The organism is Variovorax sp. FG153 (assembly GCF_057809595.1).
On record NZ_JBMDKG010000007.1, the window covers coordinates 113842 to 137338 of the forward strand.

The window sequence follows — 23497 nt, forward strand, 5'->3', positions numbered from 1 at the left end:
CGAATGTCAAACGTCTATGTGATTGGCGCCGGGATGACCAAGCTCGGCAAGCACCTCGAACGCAGCGTCAAGGACTTGTCCCGGGAGGCCATTGACGCAGCCCTGGCCGATGCCCACCTGACCAAGGATGCCGTGCAGGCGGCGTGGTTTTGCAATACGCGCCAGGGCGCCCTGGAGGGGCAGCACGGCGTCCGCGGCCAGGCCTCGCTGCGCGCCTATGGCTTTGAGAGCATTCCTATCTTCAATACGGACAACGCCTGCGCCAGCTCCAGCTCGGGCCTGTTCCAGGGCTTCGCCGCCGTCAAAGCGGGCCTGTTCGACGTGGCCTTGGTCGTCGGCGCCGAGAAGATGAACTTCCCCGAAAAGCGGGAGGCCATGTTCGAGGCGTTCAAGGGAAGCTGGGACCGCGACCTCGCGGATGAGCACCTTGCGCGCCTGCTGGCGCTGGGACAGGACGTTCTGCCTCCCGACTCGGCTGCCTCAGGGTCGGCCGAGCGATCCGTCTTCATGGACATCTACTCCGCGCAGGCACGTTTCCACATGAAGATGTTCGGCACCACGGTGGAGCAGATCGCGCACGTGGCCGCAAAGAACCACTGGCACTCCCAGTGGAACCCGTTTGCGCAGTACCGCCATCCCATGACCGTCGAGGAAGTGCTGGCCGACAAGATGATCGCCTGGCCCATCACCCGATCCATGTGCGCGCCCATGACGGACGGCGCCTGCGCACTGGTGGTGGCGTCGGATGACTTCGTGCGCAAGCAGGGGCTCGCCAGCCGTGCGGTGCGCGTGCGCGGCATGGGTGTAAGCAGCAGCTCCGACCGTGCCGCGAAGGACGTGTCTCACCACCTCACGCGGGTGGCGGCGTTCCGCGCCTATGACATGGCGGGGGTCGGCCCGACGGACATTTCGCTGGCGGAACTGCACGATGCCTCGGCCATCGCTGAGATCCTGCACATGGAGAACTGCGGTTTCTGCGAATACGGCCAAGGCGGCCCCATGGTCGCCAGCGGGGTAACCCGGCTCGGGGGGAGGCTCCCGATCAACGTGTCGGGCGGCCTGCACTCGAAGGGGCATCCGATCGGCGCGACCGGCGCGATTCAGGTGCATGACCTCGTGCACCAGCTACGCGGTGAAGCGGGCGAAAGCCAGGTCGAAGGGGCGAGGCTGGGCATGGCGGAGAACGGCGGCGGTTTCCACGGTCTGGAGGAAGCCGCCTGCGTCGTAACCATCCTTGAGGCCCCTCAACGCTGAAAGATGACGGCCCGAGATGCACGAAAGCCGTCGGCTGAGCCGCGAGACTGACAGCTTCGTCCGGGTCACGCCAGGGAGTCAGTCCTTGACACGCGGCGTTCAGGTCTTGCGCGCGTTCCTCGAGGGCGCGCCGAGCCTGTCGAACTCAGAGTTGGTGGCGCGCACTCACCTGCCCAAGGCGACGGTCAGCCGCCTTTGCCGATCGCTGGTCGACGCTGGCATGCTGGAGTTCGACCCGGCTCAGGAGGCATATCGGCTTGCACCGTCGAGCTTGAGCTTGGGCCGAGCCTTCCAGTTCAGCCGCTCCGAACTCGGAACCGTGAACGGGTTGCTCAAGACCTTCGCTCGCGAGAACCAAGTCAATGTCGGACTGTCCGCCCCCGATCACGCGCACATGGTGTACGTCACGACCTTTCGAGAAAGTCGCGGCTCCCAAACGCGCACAGTGGCATCGGGGCAGCGGCTCCCGATAGCAACCTGCTCACCCGGAATCGCCTATTTGGCCATCGTTTCTTCGGAAAGGCGGGCGCTGGTGTACCCGCTGCTCGCGGCCTTCCACGGTCCTGAATGGACGAAGATCCGCGGCAAGCTGGACATGGATGTGGCTGTCGCCTGCACCCTGGGCTACAGCCAAGCCCTGTCGGTGTTCGGAAACGCGGGCATCGGTGCCGGGGTCCAGGGGCCCGGTGGATCGGTCTATGCAATCAGCACCAGCTATCTGGCTTCCATCGGCGTGCCAGGCGGCCTTTCCGTCGATGAGTTGGGTCGAAAGGTCGTTGCGCTCGCTAGGGACGTTCAGGCGCTCTGGAATGGCCGTCGCTCCGCCGCTGATACATAGCGGCTCGACGGAGCCACGTTGGTCTGTGCGGCTTCGATGAAGGTCCGCAACGATCATGCATTAGTGTGCTTCCGCTGCTTGAAACCTAAGAGCATGGGCCCGGTACTGCAGCGGTATAACACCAGTGGCGAGCGATTTCGGCGCAGCGCGTCTCTTCGAATATGAAGGCGAGTCGCAAGCACAAGGATGTGCGGAGGAATCGGCCGGCGCCCGGATGCCTCGTGTGGCGAGGCGGCGACAGCTCATCGGCTCGACCCTCCGCCGGGTGGTTGTCGAGCTCAACGTCGGATTGTGCGTCCAACTGATGGCGGGAGTAAGCGCGGAGCACAGGCGGCAGCGCTGCGGCGACCGCAATCTATAGCCTCACGATGCGTAGCGGCACTGCCGTTGTAGATATGCCGCGCCAACGGCATCGCGCACTGGAGCTTGTTCACCGCCGCCTGTCCAGCCCCGAGAAGTGCCGGCTTTGCCGGGTAGCGACAAGCTCCGGCTTGCTCGATGACAAAGCCGCACGCCAACTGCTGCGCAAGTTGCGCCAGCGCCTTGCTGGGTCCTGTGACATCGTGCCACGCGCGGCGGAATACACCTTACGGCTGGCCCAGTGGCAGCCGGCAGTTACGCACCGTGATTGCACGGAGGCTACCTGGTTGATCACAAGGGTGATTTCCGGCGCTCGTTCTGGCCGATTTCTGGACGGACTGGAACTGTCGGGAGATGCTCTGCGAATTCACTAGCAGGAGACATGATGGCCTATTTCGGAATGACGCGTCGCGCCCAGGTGTCTGGGGGCGCAGAGAACGCCCGTGCCACCACACTGGCGCTCCGTGACGCGCAGGCGAGGGCGCTGCCGCCGAGCGTCGTTGCTTTCGGCAATTTGCTCAGCGACGACAAGCAGACCGTCGAAGGCTTCGCCTATTTCATGGATGTCGCAAGCGAAGCCGAGGCGATGGCGATCATGAACGCCGATCCAATGGTGCAGGATAGCCTGGAGCAGGTCGCCTTCCTCTCCCGCTGGAAGCGGGCATTCGGCGTGCACCAGTCAGAAGTTCCGGCTAGAAGCGGCTCCACCGGACTGCTTTTTCTCGGCTACGGCAAACCCGGGATTCATCCGAAGCGGGACACGCTGTTGGACGCACATCTTGAGTACCTCTCCCGCTGGGACAACGACACGATCGTGGCGCGCGGGGCGCTTTTCCCGCCGGATCGCGACATGTGGGTCGGAAGCGTCATCGCCTTCGAGCTGCCGAACCGCACGGCCTTCGACACCTACTTCCGCTCCGAGCCTTTCGTGCTCGGTGATCTCTACGAGAAGACGCTGGTCATGCCCTGGGTGCGATCGACGTCCAGCGACGCGGCCTGAGGCTGCCATCGCGGTCTGTGCACGAGAGGAAACCCATGAAGAATGACACAAGCAATGCATCGACTCCTGGACTGGGCGGCACCAGTCGCCGGCAACTCCTCAAGGCCGCCGGCACGTTCGTCGCTTTCCCGGCGATCGCCCAGGACGGCGCCGGCCGCGCCACACGTCTGACCGTGGGCTACCCGCCAGGAGGCGGGACGGACACCGTCGCGCGACTGCTGGCCGAACCCCTGGCTAAGAACCGGGGCCACGCCGTGGTGGTGGACAATCGCGCGGGCGCAGCGGGTGCCATTGCGGCCCAGCACGTCGCGACGGCGGTGGGCGACGGGTCGACGCTCTTGATCGCGGCGGCCTCGGAGCTCGTCTTCGCACCTGCCACGGGGCGCACGCTTCCGTACTCGACACTCAAGGACTTCAGGCCGGTGTCGCTCATCGCCCACGCACCACTGGTGCTCGTCGTCCACCCCTCGGTACGCGCCACCAACCTGCGTGAGCTGATCAGCCTGGCGGGGACGGCCAGTCCGTCACTCACCTACGCCTCGTTCGGCCCGGGAGCGTCGAACCACTTCATCGGCGAACTGTTCAAGAGCGTCGCCAAGGTTCCGATTGAACACGTGCCCTACCGGGGCAGCAGCGCCGCGCTGAACGACCTCCTCGCGGGCCACGTGAACCTGACGTTCGATGCGCTGCCGGCGATGCTGCCTTCCCTGCAGGCCGGGAAGCTTCGCGCGATTGCGATGCTCGGCGACACCCGATCCCCGCAACTGCCTGACGTGCCCACCTTCGCCGAAGCGGGCCTGCCCGACATGAAGGGAAGCAGTTGGTTCGGTGCCCTCCTGCCGGCGTCTGCGTCGGACCCGGTCGTCAACGGCCTGGCCGCCGAACTCCAAGCCTTGGTGCGGGGCAGCGTGGGTGAGCAATTGCGCTCCAGGGGCCTGGATCCGGTGGGCAGCAACCCGCGCGAGTTCGATGAATTCCTGCGCGCGGAGACGGATCGCTGGTTGCGGCTCGCACGCTCCGCCGGCATCAGCGACAAGCAACCCTCCGTCGGAGGAAGCCGCGCATGAGAACCAGGGCCTTCCGCGTCTGTTCGCATGGAAACCCCGATGTCCTGCTTTGGGAGGACGTCGATCTGCCGGACCTTGGTCCCCAGGATGTCCACTTGCACCAATCGGCCGTCGGATTCAACTTCATCGACACCTATCACCGCGACGGCCGCTACCCGATCAGCCTGCCTTCCGGCATCGGTATGGAAGGCGCCGGCGAGGTCGTCTCGGTGGGCGCGGACGTGAGCCTCGTGCGCGCGGGGGATCGGGTTGTCTATACCGGCGTCATCGGCTCCTACGCCGAGGATGTCGTGGTGCGCCAGGAAAAGCTCGTGCGGATCCCGCCTGCGATCGACACCGCCGATGGTGTGGCGCTCTTCACGAAGGGGATGACCGCCGAATACCTTGTCAACCGATTGCACCAGGTGCAGGCAGGCGAGAAGCTCTTGGTGCACGCGGCAGCGGGCGGCGTGGGCAGCGTCCTGTCGCAATGGGCAAGCCACCTCGGTGCGCACGTGATCGGCGTGGTCAGCACAGACGCCAAGGCCGAACTCGCGCTGCGCGACGGCTGCCGGGAGGTGGTGGTCACGACCAGGCAGGAGATGCGCAGCCGAGTCATGGAGCTCACCAATGGTCGCGGCGTCGATGTCGTGTACGACTCGGTCGGACGGGATTCCTTCGACGATTCGCTTGCGTGTCTCAAGCCCAAGGGCCTCTTCGTCAGCTATGGAAGCGCGTCGGGCGTGATCCCCCCGATCGACTTCATGGACATGTGGAAGCGCGGCGCGCCGTTCCTGGTGCGCGCGTCGATCAACAACTATGTCTCGACGCGCGAAGAGCTCGAACTCAGTTCGGGCGCCGCCTTCGACATGAGCGAGAAGGGGATCGTTCATGCGCGCATCGGCCGGCGCTATGCGCTCAAGGAGGCCGCGCAATGCCACCGGGACGCCGCGAGCCGCCTCCACACCGGCTCCGTCGTCCTGATCCCCGGCGACTAGCCAGGACCGCGCGCTATCCATCGACATCAACCCAGCAAGAAGCGAAAAATGAAAATTGGATACTTCACCATGCCCATGCATCCGCAGGGCCGCAGTTGGACCGAGACCCTGAAGGAAGACCGAGAGGCAGTCATTCTTGCAGACCAGCTCGGGTTCCACGACGTCTTCATCGGTGAACACCTGACGGATTCGTTGGAGAACATCACTAACAGCATGATGTTCCTCTGCAGCGTCGCGGCGGACACGAAGAACATCAAGTTGGGCACGGGGACCACCAATCTTTCGCACATGCACCCTTCGCTGATCGCGGCGAACGCAGCGATGCTCGACCATCTCTCGGGCGGGCGGCTGATCTTCGGCATCAGCCCCGGAGCACTTGCTTCAGACGCCGAGGCGCTCGGAATCCTCGATCAGGACCGCAACAAGATCTTCGAGGAGTGCATCGATGCCGTCCTGAAAATCTGGGAGAGCGATCCTCCCTACGACATCGACCTGCCCAACAACCGCTTCAAGATCAGCACTCGTCAGACGATGCGGCTCGACCTGGGCCTGGGCATCCTGCCCAAGCCCTTTCAGGCGCCTCGGCCCGAGATCGTCGGCACCGTCGTGGCGCCCTTTTCCAAGGGTGTCATCCAGATGGGGCGCAGGGACTTCCATCCGCTCTCGGCCAACTTTCTTTTGACCCAGTGGCTGCCGGGTCATTGGGAGAACTACGCGCAAGGCAAGGCCGAAGCGGGATTGGTCGCGGATCGAGGCGACTGGCGTGTCGCGCGCAGCGTCTTCGTCGCCGACAAGGACGCCGTCGCCGCAGCATACGGCCGCCATGACGCGAAGAGCCCGTACTCGCACTACTACCGTCAGATCCTTGCCAAGCTGGCCCGCAACGGCCGGCAGGGCGTGTTCAAAAGTCGCCAGGAGCAGCCCGATGAAGAGATCACGCTGGATTACGTCATGGACCACTGCATGGTGTTCGGGACGCCCGACAAGGTGGCCGACTATCTCATCAAGCTCCACGAGGAGACCGGTGGGTTTGGCGAGCTCGTCTACGCAGGTATGGATTGGTGTGATCCTGATCTCGCGAAGCGCTCCATGGTGCTGATGGCGGAGAAGGTGATGCCCCGTGTCAACGACGCCATACGAGTGGCCGCTTGATGGAAGCACGGCCGTGCAGAACTGCGGCAACGCGGCGGCAGGAAATACAGATGTCCCGGAGGCGGCCTTGTGCCGATGTTGCGTGATCCGTAGATTCGCCGTCGCAACGACAGCAGCAGATGCGAGGTTCGCAGCTTCCCGCTGATGCAACAAGGAGACAAGACAATGTTCAAGAGATTCCTGGGCAAGACGGCTGCGCTGATTGCCGCGGCCATGTCCGTTTCGGTCGCCTTGCCTGCGATCGCCGCGTGGCCGGACAAGCCGATCAAGGTGGTCGTCCCTTTCGCGGCTGGCGGCGGCACGGACATCTATGTGCGCTTCATGGCAGACGTTCTCTCGCGGCGGCTTGGCCAACCGTTCTACATCCAGAACATTCCCGGGGCGAACGGCGCACTGGCCGTGCGTGCCGTGCGCAACGCAAAGCCGGATGGGTACACGATCCTCGGCACGTCCAACTCGCCGGTTGTGGTCAACCCCGCATTGCAACCTCAGAGCGCGATCGACCCGTTGAAGGAACTGACTCCCGTCGGGATGTTCGTGGCCACCCCGCTGGTGCTCGTGGCGTCTCCGTCGCTGGGCGTCAAGACGTTGAACGAACTGCTTGCCGCTGCCAGGGAGAAGCCGGAGCGCATCACCTACAGCTCCGCGGGCATTGGCAACGCCTCCCATCTCGTGGCCGAAATGCTCGCACAGACCGCCAACGTCAAGTTCACACACGTGCCCTACAACTCGGCCAGCCAGGCAAGCCTGGCGGTACTGACAGGGGACGTTCACTTCACTCTGTACGGCCCACAGAGCGTCTCTGAGTACGTGAAGAAGGGCCAGATGGTCGCATTGGCCATCGCGGAGCCGGTGGCCATGATGCCGGGAGTGCCGACCTTCGCGAAGGAAGGGTATGCGGGCACGGATGCTGCCCCATGGGGAGGATTCTTCTTTCCCCCGGACATGCCGAAGGGCATCGTCGAGAAGTTGGACGCCGAGCTTGCCGCCGCCCTGCGCGACGCGCAGGTCATCGCCGGCATGGACGCGCAGGGCTTCCTTGTTCGCTCCATGCGGACCTCTGAGTTCAGAGAAAAGATCGCGGCCGATCTGGTCCGATGGAAGAAAGTCATCACCGATGCTGGAATCAGCGCGAAGTAGCGGATTGAAGGAGAGGCCGCCGTCCATGGAAATCGAACTCACCACGCACGCGATGCGCGTGCTCGACCCCCTCGACGCCAAGCGCTTCAAGGTGACCGTCAGGTCGGATCGTGACCGACTGGCCGAAGTCAGACAGCGGCATGCGGCCGTGGTCACGTTCGAGTCGGCAGAGCTGGCTTGGGTGGGAATCGAGGCCTTGCAGGCTTGGCCCGCGCTCGAGGACATGGCGCAGTGGCGCGGCGTGGTCTGCGACATGGTCGAGAAGGCGGCGCCGCATGGCTGGATCGACGCTGGGCGCCAAAGGATCAGGGCGCATGTCGAATGGGCCGCCGCCTGAACTAGGCAGTTACCGAGCGTGGTCAACCGCAATCCGTGCAAGATTCAATCAGGTCAAGACGCATGAGCAACACCCCTTTGTTTGACGGCGATCCGTCGACCCACCTCCGCGAGTTCAGGCGCTGCCTGGGCCAGTTCTCCACCGGCGTCGCCGTCATTACAGCCGTAGTGGGTGGCGAGCTGATCGGCATGACGGTGAATTCGTTCGCCTCCGTATCGCTGTCGCCGCCCATGATCCTGTGGTCGATCGACCGCTCCAGCCGACGGCTGGATCAGTTCACGAGCGCTGAACAGTTCAACGTCAACGTGCTTTCCGACAGGCAGATTGGGCTGTCGCGGAACTTCTCGACGCCAGGCGTCGACAAGTTCCGCGACATTGAATGGCAGGCCGGGAACAACGGGGCGCCCTTGCTGGGCGGAGTCGCCGCGTTCTTCGAGTGCCGAAGCGCCGGCCAGTTCGAGGGCGGCGACCACATCATCCTGCTCGGGAAGGTGGAGCGGTCGGCTGTCTTTGAGCGCGGCGTGCTCCTGTTCTCGCAGGGGCGCTATCGAATTCCCGCGGATCATCCCGACGACACCGTCATGCAGGGCGGGCAGAAAACCGAGACCGCAGCTGCAGCCGACGACAGGTCCCGGATCCTCTTCAACTTGTTCCAGGCCAATCACAGGCTGTCGTTCGAGTTCGGGCGATACCGCGAGGGACTGACACGTGACCAGCACCGCGTGCTGGTCACCCTGGAAAGGCGCCCTGACCTCGACGTCGACTCGGTCGCGCAGGACTCCTTCATGGGCATCCAGACCGTGGAAGACGCCCTCGGCGTGCTGGTCGCGGATGGCTCGGTCAGCGCGGACGGTGCCCGCAGGTACTCCCTCACCGAGCGCGGCCGCGATCGGCGACGCGTCCTGGCACACCGGCAGATCGAGATGGAGCGCGACCTTCTGAAAGACATTCCGTCTCCTGTCATCGAGGCCGGCGAGGCCCTGCTCGCACGCCTGGCGGGCCATTGAACGCCGGCACTGCGACTTGATTGCGCTTTCACGACAACCGGACCCTTACGAACCAAAGAAACCATGTACCCCATCGATTTTTTCTGGCGCGCCGCGGAGCGCTGGCCCGACCATGTCGCCCTCGATTGCCCCCAGGAGCCCATGACTTACCGGGTGCTGGCCCAACGCGTTGCTGCATTTGCGCAGGCACTGGTGGACCATGACCCGCAAGCGCAGACCCGCGTGGGAATCTGCGCGGCGAACAGCGCGGCGCACATCGTTGCGTTGCTCTCCGTGCTCGCGTGCGGAAAGATCTGGATTCCCCTCAATCCCAAGAGCACACGCCGCGAGCTCCGGCGCATCATCGACGCCACCGAGCCGTCGATCCTCCTGCTGGACGCGGCCAATGGCGGCCTGGTCGACGATGCGCCTGGACACCGCATCCTGCTGAACGATGGCAACGATGCGTCCGATCTGCCGACTCTGGACGACCTCGTCGCCGCACGGCATGGCGCGCGCCCGATGGAGCTGTCACTGCCTCCGGATGCGACGCAGGCCATCAAGTTCACCGGCGGTACGACGGGGGTGCCCAAGGGGGTCAAGCAGACCTACCGGGCCTGGATGGCCAACATCGCCAACCAGATCACAGTCTGGGGGCTCACGGAACGCGACCGCTACGTGATGGCCGCGCCGATCACGCACGGTACCTCGACGTACGTTTTGCCGATCCTCGCGCAGGGCGGTTGCCATGTGCTCCTCGACGAAGCGGGCGCCGAGGAGGTGAGGGCAGCCTTCCGCGATCGCGCCGGCACGATCTGCTTCATGCCACCCACTCTCGTGTACATGCTGATGGCATTGCCGGGCGCTTCGGCCGCCGACTTCCCTCGCCTGCGCCGGCTGATCTACGGCGGCGCGCCCATGCCCGTCGAGAAGATCCGCGGAGCACGCGAGTTTTTCGGGCCGGTGCTTTGCACCACCTACGGCCAGACTGAAGCCCCGCAGATTCTGACCGCCATGCAGCCGGGGGACTTCGAAGATCCCGCCAACTGGGGATCCGTCGGGCGAACGACTTGGTTCAGCGACGTTCGCATCGTCGATCCGGCCGGCAAGGCGCTGCCGCGCGGACAGATCGGTGAAGTCGTGGCGCGCGGCGACTTGTTGATGAGCGGCTACTGGAATCTTCCCGAAGAAACGGCGAAGGCGTTGAAGGAGGGCTGGCTCCACACCGGCGACCGCGGGCTGATCGACGAGCGAGGCTTCCTCTACCTCAAGGACCGGCTGAAGGACATCGTCATCACGGGAGGCTTCAACGTCTACCCGACCGATGTGGAGAGCGCGCTCAGTGAGCACCCGGCGGTCCATGAGTGTTGCGTGTTCGGCGTCCCGGACGAAAAGTGGGGTGAAGCGGTGCACGGCGCTGTCCAGCTTCGTTCGGACCACCAGGCGACCGAGGCCGAGCTGATCGCATTCGTGCGGGAGCGGCTGGGACCGGTGCCGACGCCCAAGCACATCCACTTCTATGAGCGCCTGCCACTGTCCTCGGTGGGAAAAGTGCTCAAGAAGGACGTGAAGGAAGGGGTAATGGCGCGCTTGAGGGCGCCCATCGACTAGTGGCCGGACTGGCGCTTCTCCGATTTACATCAGCATCAGCCATCAAAGGAAACCATCCATGCAAGCCGTCCCTGTCAGCAAACTCTGTTCCCACACGCTGACCAGCATGCACTACCGGGAAACGAACCTGGTCGATGGACTCATCGGCCAGAAGACCTTCGTCGAGGTGATGCTCATGCAGGTGCTCAACCGTACGCCGCGCCCGGTCGATCTCCGGATCACCGACGCCGTGCTCATCGTGTTGATGGAGCACGGGTTGACGCCCAGCGCCATCGCCACGCGCCTGATCTACATGAGTGCGCCGGAGAATCTCCAGGGTGCGGTCGCGGCCGGCCTGCTCGCCGTCGGAAGTCAGTTCGTCGGCACGATGGAAAACTGCTCGAGGCTGCTCGACAGAATCAGCGAGGCCGAGGATCCTCAGGCCGAGGCCCGGACGATTGCACTCCAATGCAAGAGCGACCGGTCGGCGGTGCCGGGCTTTGGCCACCACCTGCACAAGCCTGTCGACCCACGCGCTTACAAGCTGCTGGACTTGGCGCGCGCCGAGCGCGACGTCAAAGGGGATCACTTGCGTGCGCTCGAGGCGCTTTCAAAGGCCGTCGATGAGCTGGCGGGCCGGCCCATCACCATCAACGCGACGGGCGCGGTGGCTGCCCTGCTGGGCGAGATCGGTGTTCCGTCTGGGCTCATGCGGGGCTTTGCCGTCGTGTCTCGCGCCGCCGGCTTGGTCTCCCATGTCGCGGAGGAACAGGTCGAGCCGTCCGCCCGGTTCATCTGGGACACCATCGATCGTGCGATGACGCCCCACGACGGACCTGGCCAGAAATGACAAGGGCCCGGCATTGCCGGGCCTGCCGGGCCTTGTCGTTGGCGGGGCCCGCGCCGGGCCGCTCAGGCGAGGAACGCCTTGACCGCGGCGTCGAACGCGGGTGATGAGTCGATGTTGCTCACGTGTGCGGCACCGGGGATCACCTCAAAGCGAGACCCCGGGAGGCTCCCATGCATCGCCTTCATCAGGTCGGGGTGCGGGCCGTCTTTCTCTCCGACCAGGAACAGCGTGGGTGCCGCGATTTCGGGCACCCGGGAAGCGAGATCCAGCTTCTTCAAGGCCTCGCTGCAGCCAAAGTAGGCCTCCGGGCTGGTCCGTCGGATCATGTTCGCGAGCTTGAGGACTTGAGCCGGATGCGTGCTTCGGTACGGCTCCCGTAACCAGCGGGCCAGGTTTTCTTCGATCAATGAAGCAACGCCACGGCTGATCACCTGCTGCTGGCGTGAATGCCATTGCTCCAGCAGCGCGGGTGGGCAGTCCGCGCGACAGTCGCAGATCACCAGCCTTTCGACGCGGCCGGCGTGTTCCAGGCCAAGGGTCATCCCGACCATGCCGCCCAAGGACAGGCCGCAAACGCTGCTTTTCTCGATGTCGAGATGGTCCCAGATGGCCACGACGTCTTCGGCGAGCTGGCTCAGGCTGTAGGCGCCTGCCGTCTTGCCGCTCCTGCCATGTCCGCGGGTGTCGTAGCGCAGGATGCGGAAGTCCCGCCCGAACGACTCGACCTGGCGGTCCCACTGGCCGAGCTCCAGGCAGAAGGAATTGCTGAAGGTCAGCCAGGGCGCACCTGGCGTGCCATCAATCTCGAACCAGATGTCGGTGTCACCTGCAACTGCATAAGGCATCAATGTCTCCTTGAATTCCCGATCAGAGGGTGCTGGCTTCAGCCAGCACCGGGCGGCTGGCCCTGCCGATGTGCGGAATCACGTCCTGGGCGAACTGGCGCATGCTGGCCCTGCCGCCGGCGCTGTTGCAAAGGATGTACTCCGCCCCGACTTCGCGCAGTTCGTCAAGCTTCTCGAGGATCTGGTCGGGCGTGCCATACAAAGCGCTGGCCTCGGCCATTTCCTTGGTGTCGGAGTAGGCCATGAGGCTCGACTGGTTGTTCCCGTCTGGGCGTTCCGCAAGCTCGTTCTGCCGGCGCTTGGCGGCAAGGCGATTTTCCAGCGCGCGCTGCCGTTCTGACTCGTTCGCCGTAACGTTGATTGATCGTGCCACCGCGATGGACATCGGGTCAAACACGCGACCGGCAGCCTCGCACTCAGCTTTGTAAAGTGCGATGCGCTCGCCGATCTGGCTGACCGATGCGAACTGGTCCAGCAGCAGGCTGAACCCACGCTGCGCGACACGCTTGATCGAGGCCGGGCTGCCAGCACCCATCCAGATGGGCGGATGGGGCTTCTGGGCGGTGGGCGGCTCGACCACGATGTCCTCAAAGTTCCAGTGCTTGCCGTGATGCGAAAACCGGGCATCGGACGTCCATGACTGCACAAGAACCTGGATGGCCTCCTGGAACCGTTCGTCGGCCTCGTCCATGGGAATGCAGAACCCCGCGAACTCGTTGTGGCGATAACCCTTGCCGATGCCGAAATCCACCCGGCCGCCTGATAGCAGGTCCAGCGTGGCCACTTGCTCGGCCAGCAGGACAGGGTTGTGCCAGGGAAGGACCATCACCGCGGTACCCAGCCGCAGGGTCGTCGTGCGCGAGCCCAGCCAGGTCAGAAGATTGAGGCTGGCCGAGATCTGGCCCAGCCCGGTGAAGTGGTGCTCGACCAGGAACGTGCTGCGATAGCCGAGGGCCTCGGCCTCCACGTTGAAGTCCACGAACTCACGAAAGCCCGCACCGCTGTCGATGTCAGCGCCGCCACCACGCCCGGCTTGGGCGCTCCCGAACAATCCAAACTGCATGCTTTTCTCCAAGCCTGTGTCGACAATGCCTGCACCGCATCGGCCAGGCTCTCCCGATTCGCAGGACCGGCGTGGCGCGTCCATGCGCGCTGCCCGTCATCGACGAAAGGTCCAGGGCGAGCCTAAGGAGACTCGTGCCTGGGATCAATGCGGGTTTAGGAAAATGAGATATGCAAGATCTCGCATGTGCGTCGCCGCGCGTGAACGCCCCAAAAAACGAGAATCGGTGCTGACCATGCCAACTGCATCCGCCGGGTGCACGTGCGTCCGGATCTTCAAATGAGCGTTCGTGTCGGAGTCGTCTCCCCTCATACCCTGGTCGCCCAGGACATCGCTGATGCGTTCACACAGTTGTGGCCTGAAGCCGAAGTGGTCAACGTCATCGACGACTCGCTCTATGCGGACTACATCGGGAAGGGGCGCATCATGACGGACGACGTACGCCAGCGTGTAGAAAGCGCGCTGCGGCAATGCCAGCGCGCGCGGCCGGCCGCGCTGCTGTTCTCCGGGTCGGTGTTCGGTGACGTGATCAAGGACGTACGTCCCCGCTTCGACATCCCGGTGGTCGCCGCTCTTGATGGCCTGGTGGCCGGCGCGTTCGCTGCCGGGCGGCGATTGGGGATCTTGACCACCTCGCCGTTCAGCAGCAAGGACCTGCAACGGGACCTGGCACTGCACGCGCGGGAACATGGCATCGAGTACTTCGTGAGGGAGAAGGTTGACGAAGAGGCACGCCGAGTGATCCTGGTCGACAAGGATCGGGCCCGGCACGATCGGATGCTCGCCGCCGCAGCCGCCGACTTCACGGACGTCGAGGTCCTGCTCCTGGGGCAGTTCTCGCTTGGGTCCGCCTACGAGCTCATCGCGAAGCCGGGAGGCCGCGCAGTGTTGAGTGCCTCCCGTGCCAGCGTGGCCCATCTTCAGAGAATCCTTTCCCAGGGGTAGGCATGCCGTTCGGTGAGCAGGGCAGCGCGGTCGCGGACGTCACAATCGTTGGAGGCGGTGCGGCCGGGTGCGTCCTGGCCGCCAAGCTCAGCATCAACCCCGCCACGCGGGTCCTCCTGCTGGAGGCGGGCGCCGACGTCTACGCTGGGGAAACACCGAAAGACATCGCGGACACTTTCCCGAGTTCCTACTTCAACGACGCGTACTTCTGGCCCGGCCTTTCCGCCCATGTCTTCGAGGGCATGCCGCGTGTGCCCATCACGCAGGCCCGGGTCCTGGGCGGTGGATCGTCGGTGATGGGCATGTGGGCGGTCCGAGGCCTGCCTGAGGACTATGACGCCTGGGAGGCTGCAGGCGCAACGGGTTGGAGCTGGCGCGATGTGTTGCCCACCTTTCGAGAGATCGAACACGACCTTGACGTTGGCGGGGAACTGCACGGCGCGACGGGTCCGATTCCCATTCGCCGTGTGCCCGCCGAATCGTGGCCCCCGCTGGTCAAGGCGTTTGTCGCGGCGGGAGGTCGCCACGGCCTCGCCCAGCGGACCGACCTCAATGGCGACTTCTCGGACGGCGTGTTTCCCATGCCGCTGGGGAACCACCCCAGCGGACGGGTCTCGGCAGCCCAGGGCTTCCTGACCGACGAGGTGCGCCGAAGGCCCAACCTGCGCATCCTGGCCTTGACGCGCGTCCAGCGGCTGCTGCTGACGCGGCATCGCGCGACAGGCATCCAGGTCGTGGCGGGGAACGAGATGCGGGAACTGCACACCCGGAACGTGGTGCTTGCGGCAGGCGCGATTCTGTCGCCGGCGCTGTTGATGCACTCAGGCGTGGGGCCGGCCGAGGTACTGGGGAGGCTCGGCATCCAGGTGGTTCACCACCTTCCGGGCGTGGGCCGCCGCTTGCAAAATCACGCGGTGCTGAATCTGGCCATGCCAGTGCGCCGCTTTGCGCGCCAGCCGCGTGAACTTCGTAACGCTTGCCTGGCCTGCATCCGGACCGCAGCCGGGCCGCCCAGCCATCGGGGCGACATCAACATCCATGTGGTGGGGATCACGAGTCCCCACGCCCACGGCACCCGGATCGGGGTGGTCGGCGTCGCCCTCTATGATCCCCGGTCGCGGGGCTGCGTCATGTTGGATTCGCCAGACCCCGGTCGGCCGCCTCTGGTCGACTATGGCACCCTTCGGGAGGCCGATGACCGAGCCAGGCTGGAGGAGGGCGTCCGGCTGGCACTGCGCCTGCTCGCAACCCCGGAGTTCGCCGCCGTGCGGGGAAGCATCATCGCCGTGACGCCGACTGCGGGGGTGCGGCGCCTCAATCGCATGTCCACAATCAACAGCTTGATATCCCCCCTGCTTGCGGCGATGCTGGATCTGCCGCCCGCGTTGAGCGATGCAGTCGTGCGGCGCCTGGGAAAGCACATCGACGATGAAGCGCTTCTCGATCCTTCCACGGCGTCGGGGCTCATGCCGTCCGTGAGGCCCATGTCACATCCCGCGGGGAGCTGCGCGATGGGAGCCGCCGGGGACCCGGCAGCCGTCGTGGACCCGCAGTGCAGGGTTCGCGGGCTCGAGAATGTCTTCGTCGTCGACGCATCGATCATGCCCTCCATCCCGAGAGGCAATACCTGCATCCCGACGCTTATGCTGGCAGCCCACGCCGCAAAGCGACTGTTGCGACAAGCCGACGCTCGCTGAGTGCGGGGAAGGGGCAGGCCGGGGAGGGCATGCTCGCAGGATCATTCCTGTCGCGTGATCTCTGACAGGAAATCCAGCAACGCGCGCACGCGCGGGGGCAGGTAGCGTGCATCTTGGTAGAGCGCATAGACAGGCGCCTCGCCGGACACGTAGGCCTCGAGGATCGGCGTGACCAGGCGGGCCTTGAGGTCGTTGCGGAAGAGCCACCGGTTGGCCTTCGCGATCCCGACCCCCGCCACCACGGCCTCGCGCATCACGTCGGCGTTGAAGATGGACACGCTGCCCTTGACCCGTACGCGATGTTCGGCGCCCGACTCCTGATGGAAGACCCACTCCGGGCCGTCACGATTGACGATGCAGTTCTGGTGGACGAGATCCTCGGGCTTGGCCGGCGTGCCATGGCGCGCCAGGTACGCGGGAGAGGCGACGACGACCTGAGGCGTCTTCATCAGCAGGCGGGCGACGAGGCCGCTGTCCTTCTGCTCGCCTGTGCGCACGCACAGGTCGTAGCCGCCTTCCACGAGGTCGACGGGCCGGTCGCTCATGTCCAGCTCCAGGTTCAAATGGGGATATCTCACCATGAAGTCGGCGAGGGCGGGTACGAGCGTGACGCGCGCGAATGAGAACGGCACGACGATGCGAAGGCGGCCTTTGAGCTCATAGGCTGCCGAGCGCAGCGCAAGTTCGGATTCCTCCAGCGCCGACAGCACGGATAGGCATTTCTCGTAGTACGCGCGCCCCTGGTCCGTCAGCGAGAAGCTGCGCGTGGACCGATTCAACAGCCTCGCATCGAGATCGGCTTCCAGCTGTGCGATCAGCTTCGTCATGGAGGAGGGCGACATGCTCAGGCGCCTGCCCCCCAAGGAAAAGTTACCGGCCTCGGCAACGGAGACGAAGGCTTGGATGGCAAGCAGCTTGTTGACTCGGCTCATCGATGGGGTCCTGAAATTACCCGGCGGGCACAGCCATGTGGTGTGGTGGTACGCGAACGGGAGAAGAACGGATGCTGGGGCAAGTTTAAGAGAGAGCGTGTAGACCGAGGAGCACGCGATGGCGCGCGTGCTTGGCAACTCCGAAGAACTGGAAATTCTGTTGTTCCGGATCACCAGGGGAATTGAACGAAAGGTCTCGGGGCAATCCTTATTGCGATTCGCACCCGCGGTCGGCAGAGTTCCGGGTGGTTCCCCTTCAGCAACGAGATCGCAGTGAAAGAGCCCAGGCCCGTCAAGTCGGCAGACCGCGTGTTCCAGATCCTGGAGTACATCGAGCGGCAGCGTTCAGCCAGCGAGATTGAAGTCTGCCGCGAGATGCAGATTCCCCAAAGCTCCGCCTCGACCTTGCTCGCGTCGCTGGTGAAGCTGGGCTATGTGTGCAAGGATCCAGTGCGGCGAAGGTATTCCCCCTCGATCAAGGTCGCGCTGCTCGGCGCCTGGTTCATCAAGGCCGCGATAGGTTCCGAATCCGTAATGCGCGCCGTCGAGCGGCTGAGGCGTGACACCCGGGAGACCGTGACGCTAGGCCTACGCAATCGTGATTCGATCCAGTACGTCCGGGTTCTGCAGTCGCAGAACAATGGCTGCTATGTCGATCCTTATGTGGCCAGGCCACTGACTCATTCGGCGCCTGGCAGGGCGCTGCTGGCCTCCTTGCCTGATGGAGAGCTGCAGGACGTAATAGGCCGGATCTCCGAGAGGCCGGATATTGCCGAGCGTGAATCCTTTCGCGACCGAATGCTGGACCAGATCCTCGAGTGCAGGGAGCGAGGCTACGCATACACGGAAGGAGTCTGGCTTCGCGGGGGGGGCGCCGTGAGCATGCTATGCCCCAGGCATGAGCTCGCGATTGGCATCGGAGCCCCACTGGAGAGATTGCGCAACGGACGGGTTCGATTCATCGAACTGCTCCAACAGGGCATGACCACCGCGATGACGTGAGCTTGCAAAAAGGGCTTTCTCGCCCCCAACCAATGCAGCGGCATGGCTCGCGATCACATAGGTGATTTCTTCGCAACCGCCTTGAGATAAGGAGTAATGATGGGCAAGCTCCAGGGTGAGTTGATCCAAAGGAGACACCCCGTGAAACTCTCGCCCCGGGCCATTGCCAAAACGGCAAGTTTGCTGCTTTTCGTGGCTTTCACTTGGACCGCTGTCCCCGCAGTGGCGCAAGGCAGCTATCCCAGCAAGCCGGTGAAGCTGGTGGTTCCTTTTCCTGCGGGGGGGGGGACCGACCTGATCGCGCGCATGATCGCGGAGCGGCTCACGGCGCGCATGGGGCAACAGTTCGTGGTGGAGAACAAGGGCGGAGCGGGGGGCAACCTGGGCACCCACACCGTCGCCGTGGCGCCCCCTGATGGCTACACCTTGCTTGTGACACCGCAAAGCCCGTTGACGATCTCGGCGCTTCTCAAGCCCCCGCCACCGTTCGTCGCCGCACGCGATCTCGCGCCTGTCGCGATCATTGCGCAGACCCGGCTCGTCGCCATCGTCAGCTCGTCCATCCCGGCAAAATCCTTGGGCGAATTCATCAAGCTGGTACGCGCGGCGCCTGGGAAGTACTTCTTCGGATCGGCCGGCACCGGGCACGAGACGCATCTTGCCGTAGAACTTCTCAAGCTCAGGACTGGCATCGACATTCAGCATGTGCCCTACAGGGGCGTTGCCCCCGCGTTAAACGACCTGCTCGCCGGCCACGTTCAACTGTTGACCGTCAGTGTCGCGGGCAACGTTGCGCCGCACGTGGCGTCGGAAAGGGTGCGTGTGCTGGCGTCGGTGGGAAGCGAGCGGTCGTCGGCCTTCCCAAATGTGCCCTCCAGCGCGGAGGCAGGGGTGAACTGGGACGCGGCACCGCCGTGGTTCGCGGTCGTTGCACCCGCGCGGACACCGCGCGGAATCATCGACCAGCTCAACCATGAGTTGAAGGCGATGGTGGAAGACCCTGCATACCAGCGTGCGCTGGCCGAGGTGGGCCTGGAGGCGACCTACATGTCAGCGGCCCAAACAACGGCCTACGTCGAGAAGGGTCGCAGAACCTGGGCCGATCTTGCAGCCAAGGCCAACTTGTCGCTCGTCACGGAGTAAGCTGCCATACACCAGGGTTGTGTGACATCAGCTTCTTCAAGGGCATCTTTACGTGGTCAAGTCGGCGGGTCGTGCGATCGGGGTCTTCGAGCTGATGGCCAAGCTTCGCCGGCCTGTGCGTGTGCGCGAGGTTTCGGAGTTCATCCGGGCGCCACAGAGTTCGGTCTCAATGCTTCTGTTCAGCCTCGAGAGGCAGGGCTTCCTGGAATATGACGCACGGAAGAAAACCTACGCGCCTACGATGCGACTGGCCATGCTGGGCCACGGATTCCATGAGTATCTCCTGTCGTCCTCGGGCCTACTTGCGCGGCTGGACGATCTGTCCGAACGTACACAGGGCACCGTCGTGGTCGCCCTGATGCATGAGTCCAGGGCTCACTTACTGCATGTGCTCCCCGCCGAACTTAGCTACCCGGCGCTTGCTGGCGCATCGGAATCGCTGTTCGACAGTGCTGTGGGCGCAGCCTTTTTGGCCCATGAGGAATGGCGGCGCGTCGAGCGGCTCGCAAGCAACCACAACGTGGCAGCGCCACCGCAGGATCAGGTGGCGCTTCCCTCGCTGCGTTCGAGCCTGCTCGCGTTCGCCGAGCAGGGCTATGCGGACATGCCGGCGGGCCCGTCGGGCTCATGGGCGAGCGTGGCGGCGACGGCCTCCAGGAAGCCGCGCGACACGCCGCTCGCGATCGGCGTGTTCTGCCGCGCAGATGAATTTCCGGCACGCAGGCTGTCCATGATTGAAGGCGTCCTGAGCGTCGTTGACGAGCCCGCGGGTCGAAATCGTTCCCAGAACTGGATCGCAGATGATTGATCACGAGTACGCAACGCTGGCGGCGTCGGGGCTGGATGCCGCCACCGCCTATCGCCTGCTAACCAGTGCGGTGGTACCCAGGCCCATCGCCTGGATCACGACGCGCAGCCATGCCGGCGTCGCCAACGCGGCGCCATTCAGTTCCTACAACTACGTGGCGCACAGCCCGCCCATGCTGGCCGTGAACATCAGCACGCGCGAAGGGGATCTGAAGGACACCGCCCGGAACATCGTCGAGACCGGCGAGTTCGTCGTCAATGTCGCGACGTCGCAGACGCTGGAAGCCATGCACGCGAGCAGCGCTGACTACCCGTTCGAAACCAGCGAGCTCGAGGCATTGGGCATTGCGACGCTGCCCAGCCAGTTCGTCTCGCCGCCGCGCGTGGTCGCGTCGCCGATCCACATGGAATGTAGGCTGGAGCGTGCGCTGAAGCTGGGCTCGGGCGTGAACACACTCTACATTGGCGAGGTCGTCGCCTTTCACATATCCAAAGCCGTGTTTGATGGGCGTTACATCGACAGTGTGGGCATTTCCCCGATCGCGCGTCTGGGCGGACCGCGGTACGCGGCTCTGGGCGAAATTCTGGAGCGCGTCAGGCCGACTGCGCCTCCTTCAACTGGCATGCCGGCAAGCCCCTGACGGAGTTCCAGACGACATGGCGTCGGGCCTGCGCGGGAATCCATGAGCGTCGGCACAAGCGTAGCAGGATGTCGTTTCTCTGGCTTGTCCTTCCGATCGGCCAAGCTGCTGCGCGCGCAACCGCTGGTCGCCACGAGCCAAGCTTTGGCGGCGTGTCGGGGCATCCATTTCGGCGCCGCCGAAGCTCTCGTCGCATTTGGGGCGGCGGTTAGGCGCACTATTGGAATGGGCCTTCCTGCCCGGAGACCTTAAGCGTTCGTTGGTGGAAACGTTGTCTTCGCGGCACCGGTCACCACTCGGAGACGATCTTGCCAAAGTGCCCTCCTGCGGCTTGAAGCCTGAAGGCGTCGGCCAAGTTCTCAAGCGGAAAGCTTCGATCGATCACGGGGTGGATGCCCGCCTGTTCGAGGGCGGCGACATACTCCTGCTGTTGCCGGCGACTGCCGACGATGAGACCCTGCAGCCGCACTTGTTTGCCCAGCATCATCCCTGTCGGTACCGTGCCCTCGCGGCCGGTCAGGACACCGATCAGTGCGATGTGGCCTCCGACACGTATGGCTTTTATGGATTGCGCGAGCGTACCCGGCCCGCCCACCTCGACGATGTGGTCCACGCCGCGCCCCGACGTCAGCGATAGAACGGTGTTGCCCCAATCCGGTGACCGCTCGTAGTTGATGACCATATCCGCACCCAGCGCGCGGGCGCGCGCCAACTTCTCATCCGACGAGGACGTGACAATGACGCGGGCGCTCAAGGACTTCGCGATCTGCAGCGCGGCGATCGAGACGCCGCCGGTCCCCAGCACGAGCACGGTTTCACCGGCTTTGAGTGAGCCATCGACCACCAGGGCACGCCAGGCGGTTAGACCCGCGGTGGTGATGGTGGCTGCCTCGGCATGGCTCCAGCCACTTGGGGCTCGGGTGAAGCTCGTCGCAGGACGAACAGCGTACTCCGTAGCGTAGCCATCAATGCCGTCGCCTGGCGTACCTAGAAAGTTGCCGACGGCATTGTACGGGGAGCCGTCGAGCCAGTGCGGAAAGAAGCAGGAGACCACATGGTCTCCGACGTGGAAGTCGGAGACTCCCTCTCCGACAGTCTCGACAACACCTGCACCGTCGGACATCAGCACCCGCCCGTCCTCCGTCGCAAATCGGCCGTCAGCGACCTGCAGGTCATGGTAGTTCAGCGACGTCGCATGCAATGCAACCCGTATCTGACCAGGTCCTGGCTGGCCTGGATCAGGGAGGTCGCGCAGTTCCAGGCAGTCGAGCCCCGCGGGTGCGCGGACAACGATGGCTTTCATGTGACGCCTTTCTTACGTTGAGCTACCGGCCACGTCTCGGTCGCTGGCGCCTATCCGGGCCATTGACGAGGAGAATCCATGCAGGTCGCTGTCGGGTTGGCAGAGCGCACGCAGCGATTCGATCAGGGCGTGGCCGGCGTCCGCATCGCTGATGCCTTCGGTCGCTGCAAGCAGTTTCTGCTCCAGATCAGCGGCGGAAGCAGGCATGCTCGGTCCGCCTGGGTTGTGCTCCACTGTCGCCTCGAAGACGCGCCCATCCGTCATCTCGACGCGCAAGCCACCAGGAAACTCGCCCGGGAACGTGCGGAAGACCGCAGCCTCATAGTCGATCTTCTGCATGACCGCCGCCAACTCTGGATCGGCCACGCGCGCAGGCAGGAAGCTCTGGAGATCAACGTGCCCATCGACGATGGCCCTTGCAACGACGTACGGGAGGCTGAATCGCGCTTCGTAGACCGTGCGTGGAGCCCGCTTGTGGGACAGCGGCTCGCACACCAGTTGTTGGAAGAACTCGGGGACTAGCCCTGTAATTCGCTTGATGTTCGGAAGATCCTCTCGTCCGAGGCCATGCTGGTTCCGAACAACTTGCCACGCGTCGATGACCGCATGCACCCCATAGCACGCTGGATAGAGCTTCGTTGCGGCATCAACGCCTCGCCAATCCTCGCCGTACCCCTCGACAGCAGCTCGAGGATCGATGGATTGGGAGATGAACGCGTGGAACACGCCCTTTGCTCCTTCGAGGACCGTCCGAGGGCCGGACAAGCCGCCTACAGCGAACTGGACCGCACGCACGCCACCTTGTGCCACCCATCCCGCGTGTAGCTGCTTCACATCGCTGCCGTCGGCCAGGTACTCCATCAGCCCTGACGCAAGGCTACCCGCGATACCTCCCGCATGCGTGGCGGTCAGCAGGGAAACCTGCTTCAACCGACATGCGGCCGCGGTTGCACCGAAGATGCCAAGGACTGCCGTGGGCTGAAATCCCTGCCGTTGAAAGTTGCCTGGTGCTAGGGACGCCAGGCGGGATGCGATCTCGTAGCCGATGGCCACGGCAGCGAGCACGTCCGGCCCGCTGGCATTGACCTCCTGACCTACCGCCATGGCCGCCGGGACGATAACGACCCCTGGATGCAGGGTGGACAGCGCATGCGTGTCGTCGTACTCGACGGCATGAGCGAGCGTGCCATTCGCGAGGCACGCCATCGCTGCCGAAGCCGTGGTTCCCCGGGATGCCCAAACTGACGCCGCGCCCGCGCTGCCTTCGGCTTGGACGACTCTACTCGCAGCCAAGCCTTCGCCGACACTTGCGCTCGCCAGCGCAGAGGCAACAGTATCGACGACGCGATCGCAGGCCTTGGCCAAGACAGGGCTTGAAAATGCAGATGTGGGGTACTCCAGTGCCACCTTCACGAGCTGTTGCCACAAGCTGAGCTGCGATTCCGTCACGTTCGACATACCAATTCTCCCCACTATCAATGAATCGGATGCCGGTGCAGGATCGCTGTCCGCACTACTGCGACAACTGCCAAAGTACACTGCGATTTCCGGCGATTGGGAGCCGCTGG

General features: G+C 64.3%; 22 protein-coding genes. 17 read left to right on the plus strand and 5 right to left on the minus strand.

Features of this window, described 5'->3' with window-relative positions:
- Positions 1–3 precede the first annotated feature (3 nt).
- From ACODT0_RS10975 to ACODT0_RS11025, 11 genes are all read left to right on the plus strand, one after another.
- Complete coding sequence (locus tag ACODT0_RS10975) at positions 4–1254, plus strand: thiolase family protein (RefSeq protein WP_489041257.1); 1251 nt, start codon at positions 4–6, stop codon at positions 1252–1254.
- Between the two features lie 85 nt (positions 1255–1339).
- Positions 1340–2092: an IclR family transcriptional regulator gene (locus ACODT0_RS10980; RefSeq protein WP_489041258.1), complete on the plus strand. Its 753-nt coding sequence runs from the start codon at positions 1340–1342 to the stop codon at positions 2090–2092.
- Positions 2093–2834: 742 nt separating this feature from the next.
- Positions 2835–3452 carry a YciI family protein gene (locus ACODT0_RS10985; protein ID WP_489041259.1) on the plus strand — a complete coding sequence of 206 codons (618 nt, stop codon included), beginning with the start codon at positions 2835–2837 and terminating at the stop codon, positions 3450–3452.
- Between the two features lie 35 nt (positions 3453–3487).
- Complete coding sequence (locus tag ACODT0_RS10990; RefSeq protein WP_489041260.1) at positions 3488–4519, plus strand: Bug family tripartite tricarboxylate transporter substrate binding protein; 1032 nt, start codon at positions 3488–3490, stop codon at positions 4517–4519.
- A complete protein-coding gene (locus tag ACODT0_RS10995; RefSeq protein WP_489041261.1) occupies positions 4516–5496 on the plus strand; it encodes a quinone oxidoreductase family protein in 981 nt (326 codons plus the stop codon). The genes ACODT0_RS10990 and ACODT0_RS10995 overlap by 4 nt, the downstream gene beginning before the upstream one ends.
- A 48-nt stretch (positions 5497–5544) precedes the next feature.
- A complete protein-coding gene (locus ACODT0_RS11000) occupies positions 5545–6648 on the plus strand; it encodes an LLM class flavin-dependent oxidoreductase (protein ID WP_489041262.1) in 1104 nt (367 codons plus the stop codon).
- Between the two features lie 165 nt (positions 6649–6813).
- Positions 6814–7788, plus strand: coding sequence for a Bug family tripartite tricarboxylate transporter substrate binding protein (locus ACODT0_RS11005; RefSeq protein WP_489041263.1), 975 nt, complete (start codon positions 6814–6816; stop codon positions 7786–7788).
- 25 nt (positions 7789–7813) lie between these two features.
- Complete coding sequence (locus ACODT0_RS11010; protein WP_489041264.1) at positions 7814–8125, plus strand: hypothetical protein; 312 nt, start codon at positions 7814–7816, stop codon at positions 8123–8125.
- Positions 8126–8187: 62 nt separating this feature from the next.
- Positions 8188–9132 carry a flavin reductase gene (locus ACODT0_RS11015; protein WP_489041265.1) on the plus strand — a complete coding sequence of 315 codons (945 nt, stop codon included), beginning with the start codon at positions 8188–8190 and terminating at the stop codon, positions 9130–9132.
- Positions 9133–9195: 63 nt separating this feature from the next.
- Complete coding sequence (locus tag ACODT0_RS11020; RefSeq protein ID WP_489041266.1) at positions 9196–10722, plus strand: class I adenylate-forming enzyme family protein; 1527 nt, start codon at positions 9196–9198, stop codon at positions 10720–10722.
- Positions 10723–10780: 58 nt separating this feature from the next.
- Positions 10781–11551 (plus strand): citryl-CoA lyase, encoded by a 771-nt coding sequence (locus tag ACODT0_RS11025; protein WP_489041267.1) that lies wholly within the window; start codon positions 10781–10783, stop codon positions 11549–11551.
- A 62-nt stretch (positions 11552–11613) separates the two neighbouring features.
- On the opposite strand, the gene ACODT0_RS11030 is transcribed toward ACODT0_RS11025, so the two are convergent.
- Both ACODT0_RS11030 and ACODT0_RS11035 read right to left on the minus strand, forming a co-directional pair.
- Positions 11614–12396 carry an alpha/beta fold hydrolase gene (locus ACODT0_RS11030; RefSeq protein WP_489041268.1) on the minus strand — a complete coding sequence of 261 codons (783 nt, stop codon included), beginning with the start codon at positions 12394–12396 and terminating at the stop codon, positions 11614–11616.
- A 22-nt stretch (positions 12397–12418) separates the two neighbouring features.
- Positions 12419–13459: an LLM class flavin-dependent oxidoreductase gene (locus ACODT0_RS11035; RefSeq protein ID WP_489041269.1), complete on the minus strand. Its 1041-nt coding sequence runs from the start codon at positions 13457–13459 to the stop codon at positions 12419–12421.
- Between the two features lie 279 nt (positions 13460–13738).
- Between ACODT0_RS11035 and ACODT0_RS11040 the strand changes: the two genes are divergently transcribed.
- Entirely contained in the window at positions 13739–14404 is a 666-nt protein-coding gene (locus tag ACODT0_RS11040) for an aspartate/glutamate racemase family protein (protein ID WP_489041270.1), read from the plus strand.
- 2 nt (positions 14405–14406) lie between these two features.
- Entirely contained in the window at positions 14407–16101 is a 1695-nt protein-coding gene (locus ACODT0_RS11045; protein WP_489041271.1) for a GMC family oxidoreductase, read from the plus strand.
- Between the two features lie 41 nt (positions 16102–16142).
- Here the strand turns inward: ACODT0_RS11045 and ACODT0_RS11050 are convergent, their stop codons facing one another.
- Positions 16143–17033, minus strand: coding sequence for a LysR family transcriptional regulator (locus ACODT0_RS11050; protein WP_489041272.1), 891 nt, complete (start codon positions 17031–17033; stop codon positions 16143–16145).
- A 273-nt stretch (positions 17034–17306) separates the two neighbouring features.
- Between ACODT0_RS11050 and ACODT0_RS11055 the strand changes: the two genes are divergently transcribed.
- The 4 genes from ACODT0_RS11055 to ACODT0_RS11070 all read left to right on the plus strand — a co-directional run bounded on the left by ACODT0_RS11055 (position 17307) and on the right by ACODT0_RS11070 (position 20626).
- Entirely contained in the window at positions 17307–18035 is a 729-nt protein-coding gene (locus tag ACODT0_RS11055; RefSeq protein ID WP_489041273.1) for an IclR family transcriptional regulator, read from the plus strand.
- A gap of 141 nt (positions 18036–18176) precedes the next feature.
- Positions 18177–19178 carry a Bug family tripartite tricarboxylate transporter substrate binding protein gene (locus tag ACODT0_RS11060; protein WP_489041274.1) on the plus strand — a complete coding sequence of 334 codons (1002 nt, stop codon included), beginning with the start codon at positions 18177–18179 and terminating at the stop codon, positions 19176–19178.
- 52 nt (positions 19179–19230) lie between these two features.
- Positions 19231–19986, plus strand: a complete 756-nt coding sequence (locus ACODT0_RS11065) for a helix-turn-helix domain-containing protein (protein ID WP_489041275.1) — start codon at positions 19231–19233, stop codon at positions 19984–19986.
- On the plus strand, positions 19979–20626 hold the full coding sequence (locus ACODT0_RS11070; protein WP_489041276.1) for a flavin reductase family protein: 648 nt from the start codon (positions 19979–19981) through the stop codon (positions 20624–20626). Before ACODT0_RS11065 ends, ACODT0_RS11070 begins: the two co-directional genes overlap by 8 nt.
- Before the next feature lie 289 nt (positions 20627–20915).
- Here the strand turns inward: ACODT0_RS11070 and ACODT0_RS11075 are convergent, their stop codons facing one another.
- Positions 20916–21929 (minus strand): zinc-dependent alcohol dehydrogenase family protein, encoded by a 1014-nt coding sequence (locus ACODT0_RS11075; RefSeq protein WP_489041277.1) that lies wholly within the window; start codon positions 21927–21929, stop codon positions 20916–20918.
- Between the two features lie 12 nt (positions 21930–21941).
- Positions 21942–23387 carry an MmgE/PrpD family protein gene (locus tag ACODT0_RS11080; protein ID WP_489041278.1) on the minus strand — a complete coding sequence of 482 codons (1446 nt, stop codon included), beginning with the start codon at positions 23385–23387 and terminating at the stop codon, positions 21942–21944.
- Positions 23388–23497: the final 110 nt, after the last annotated feature.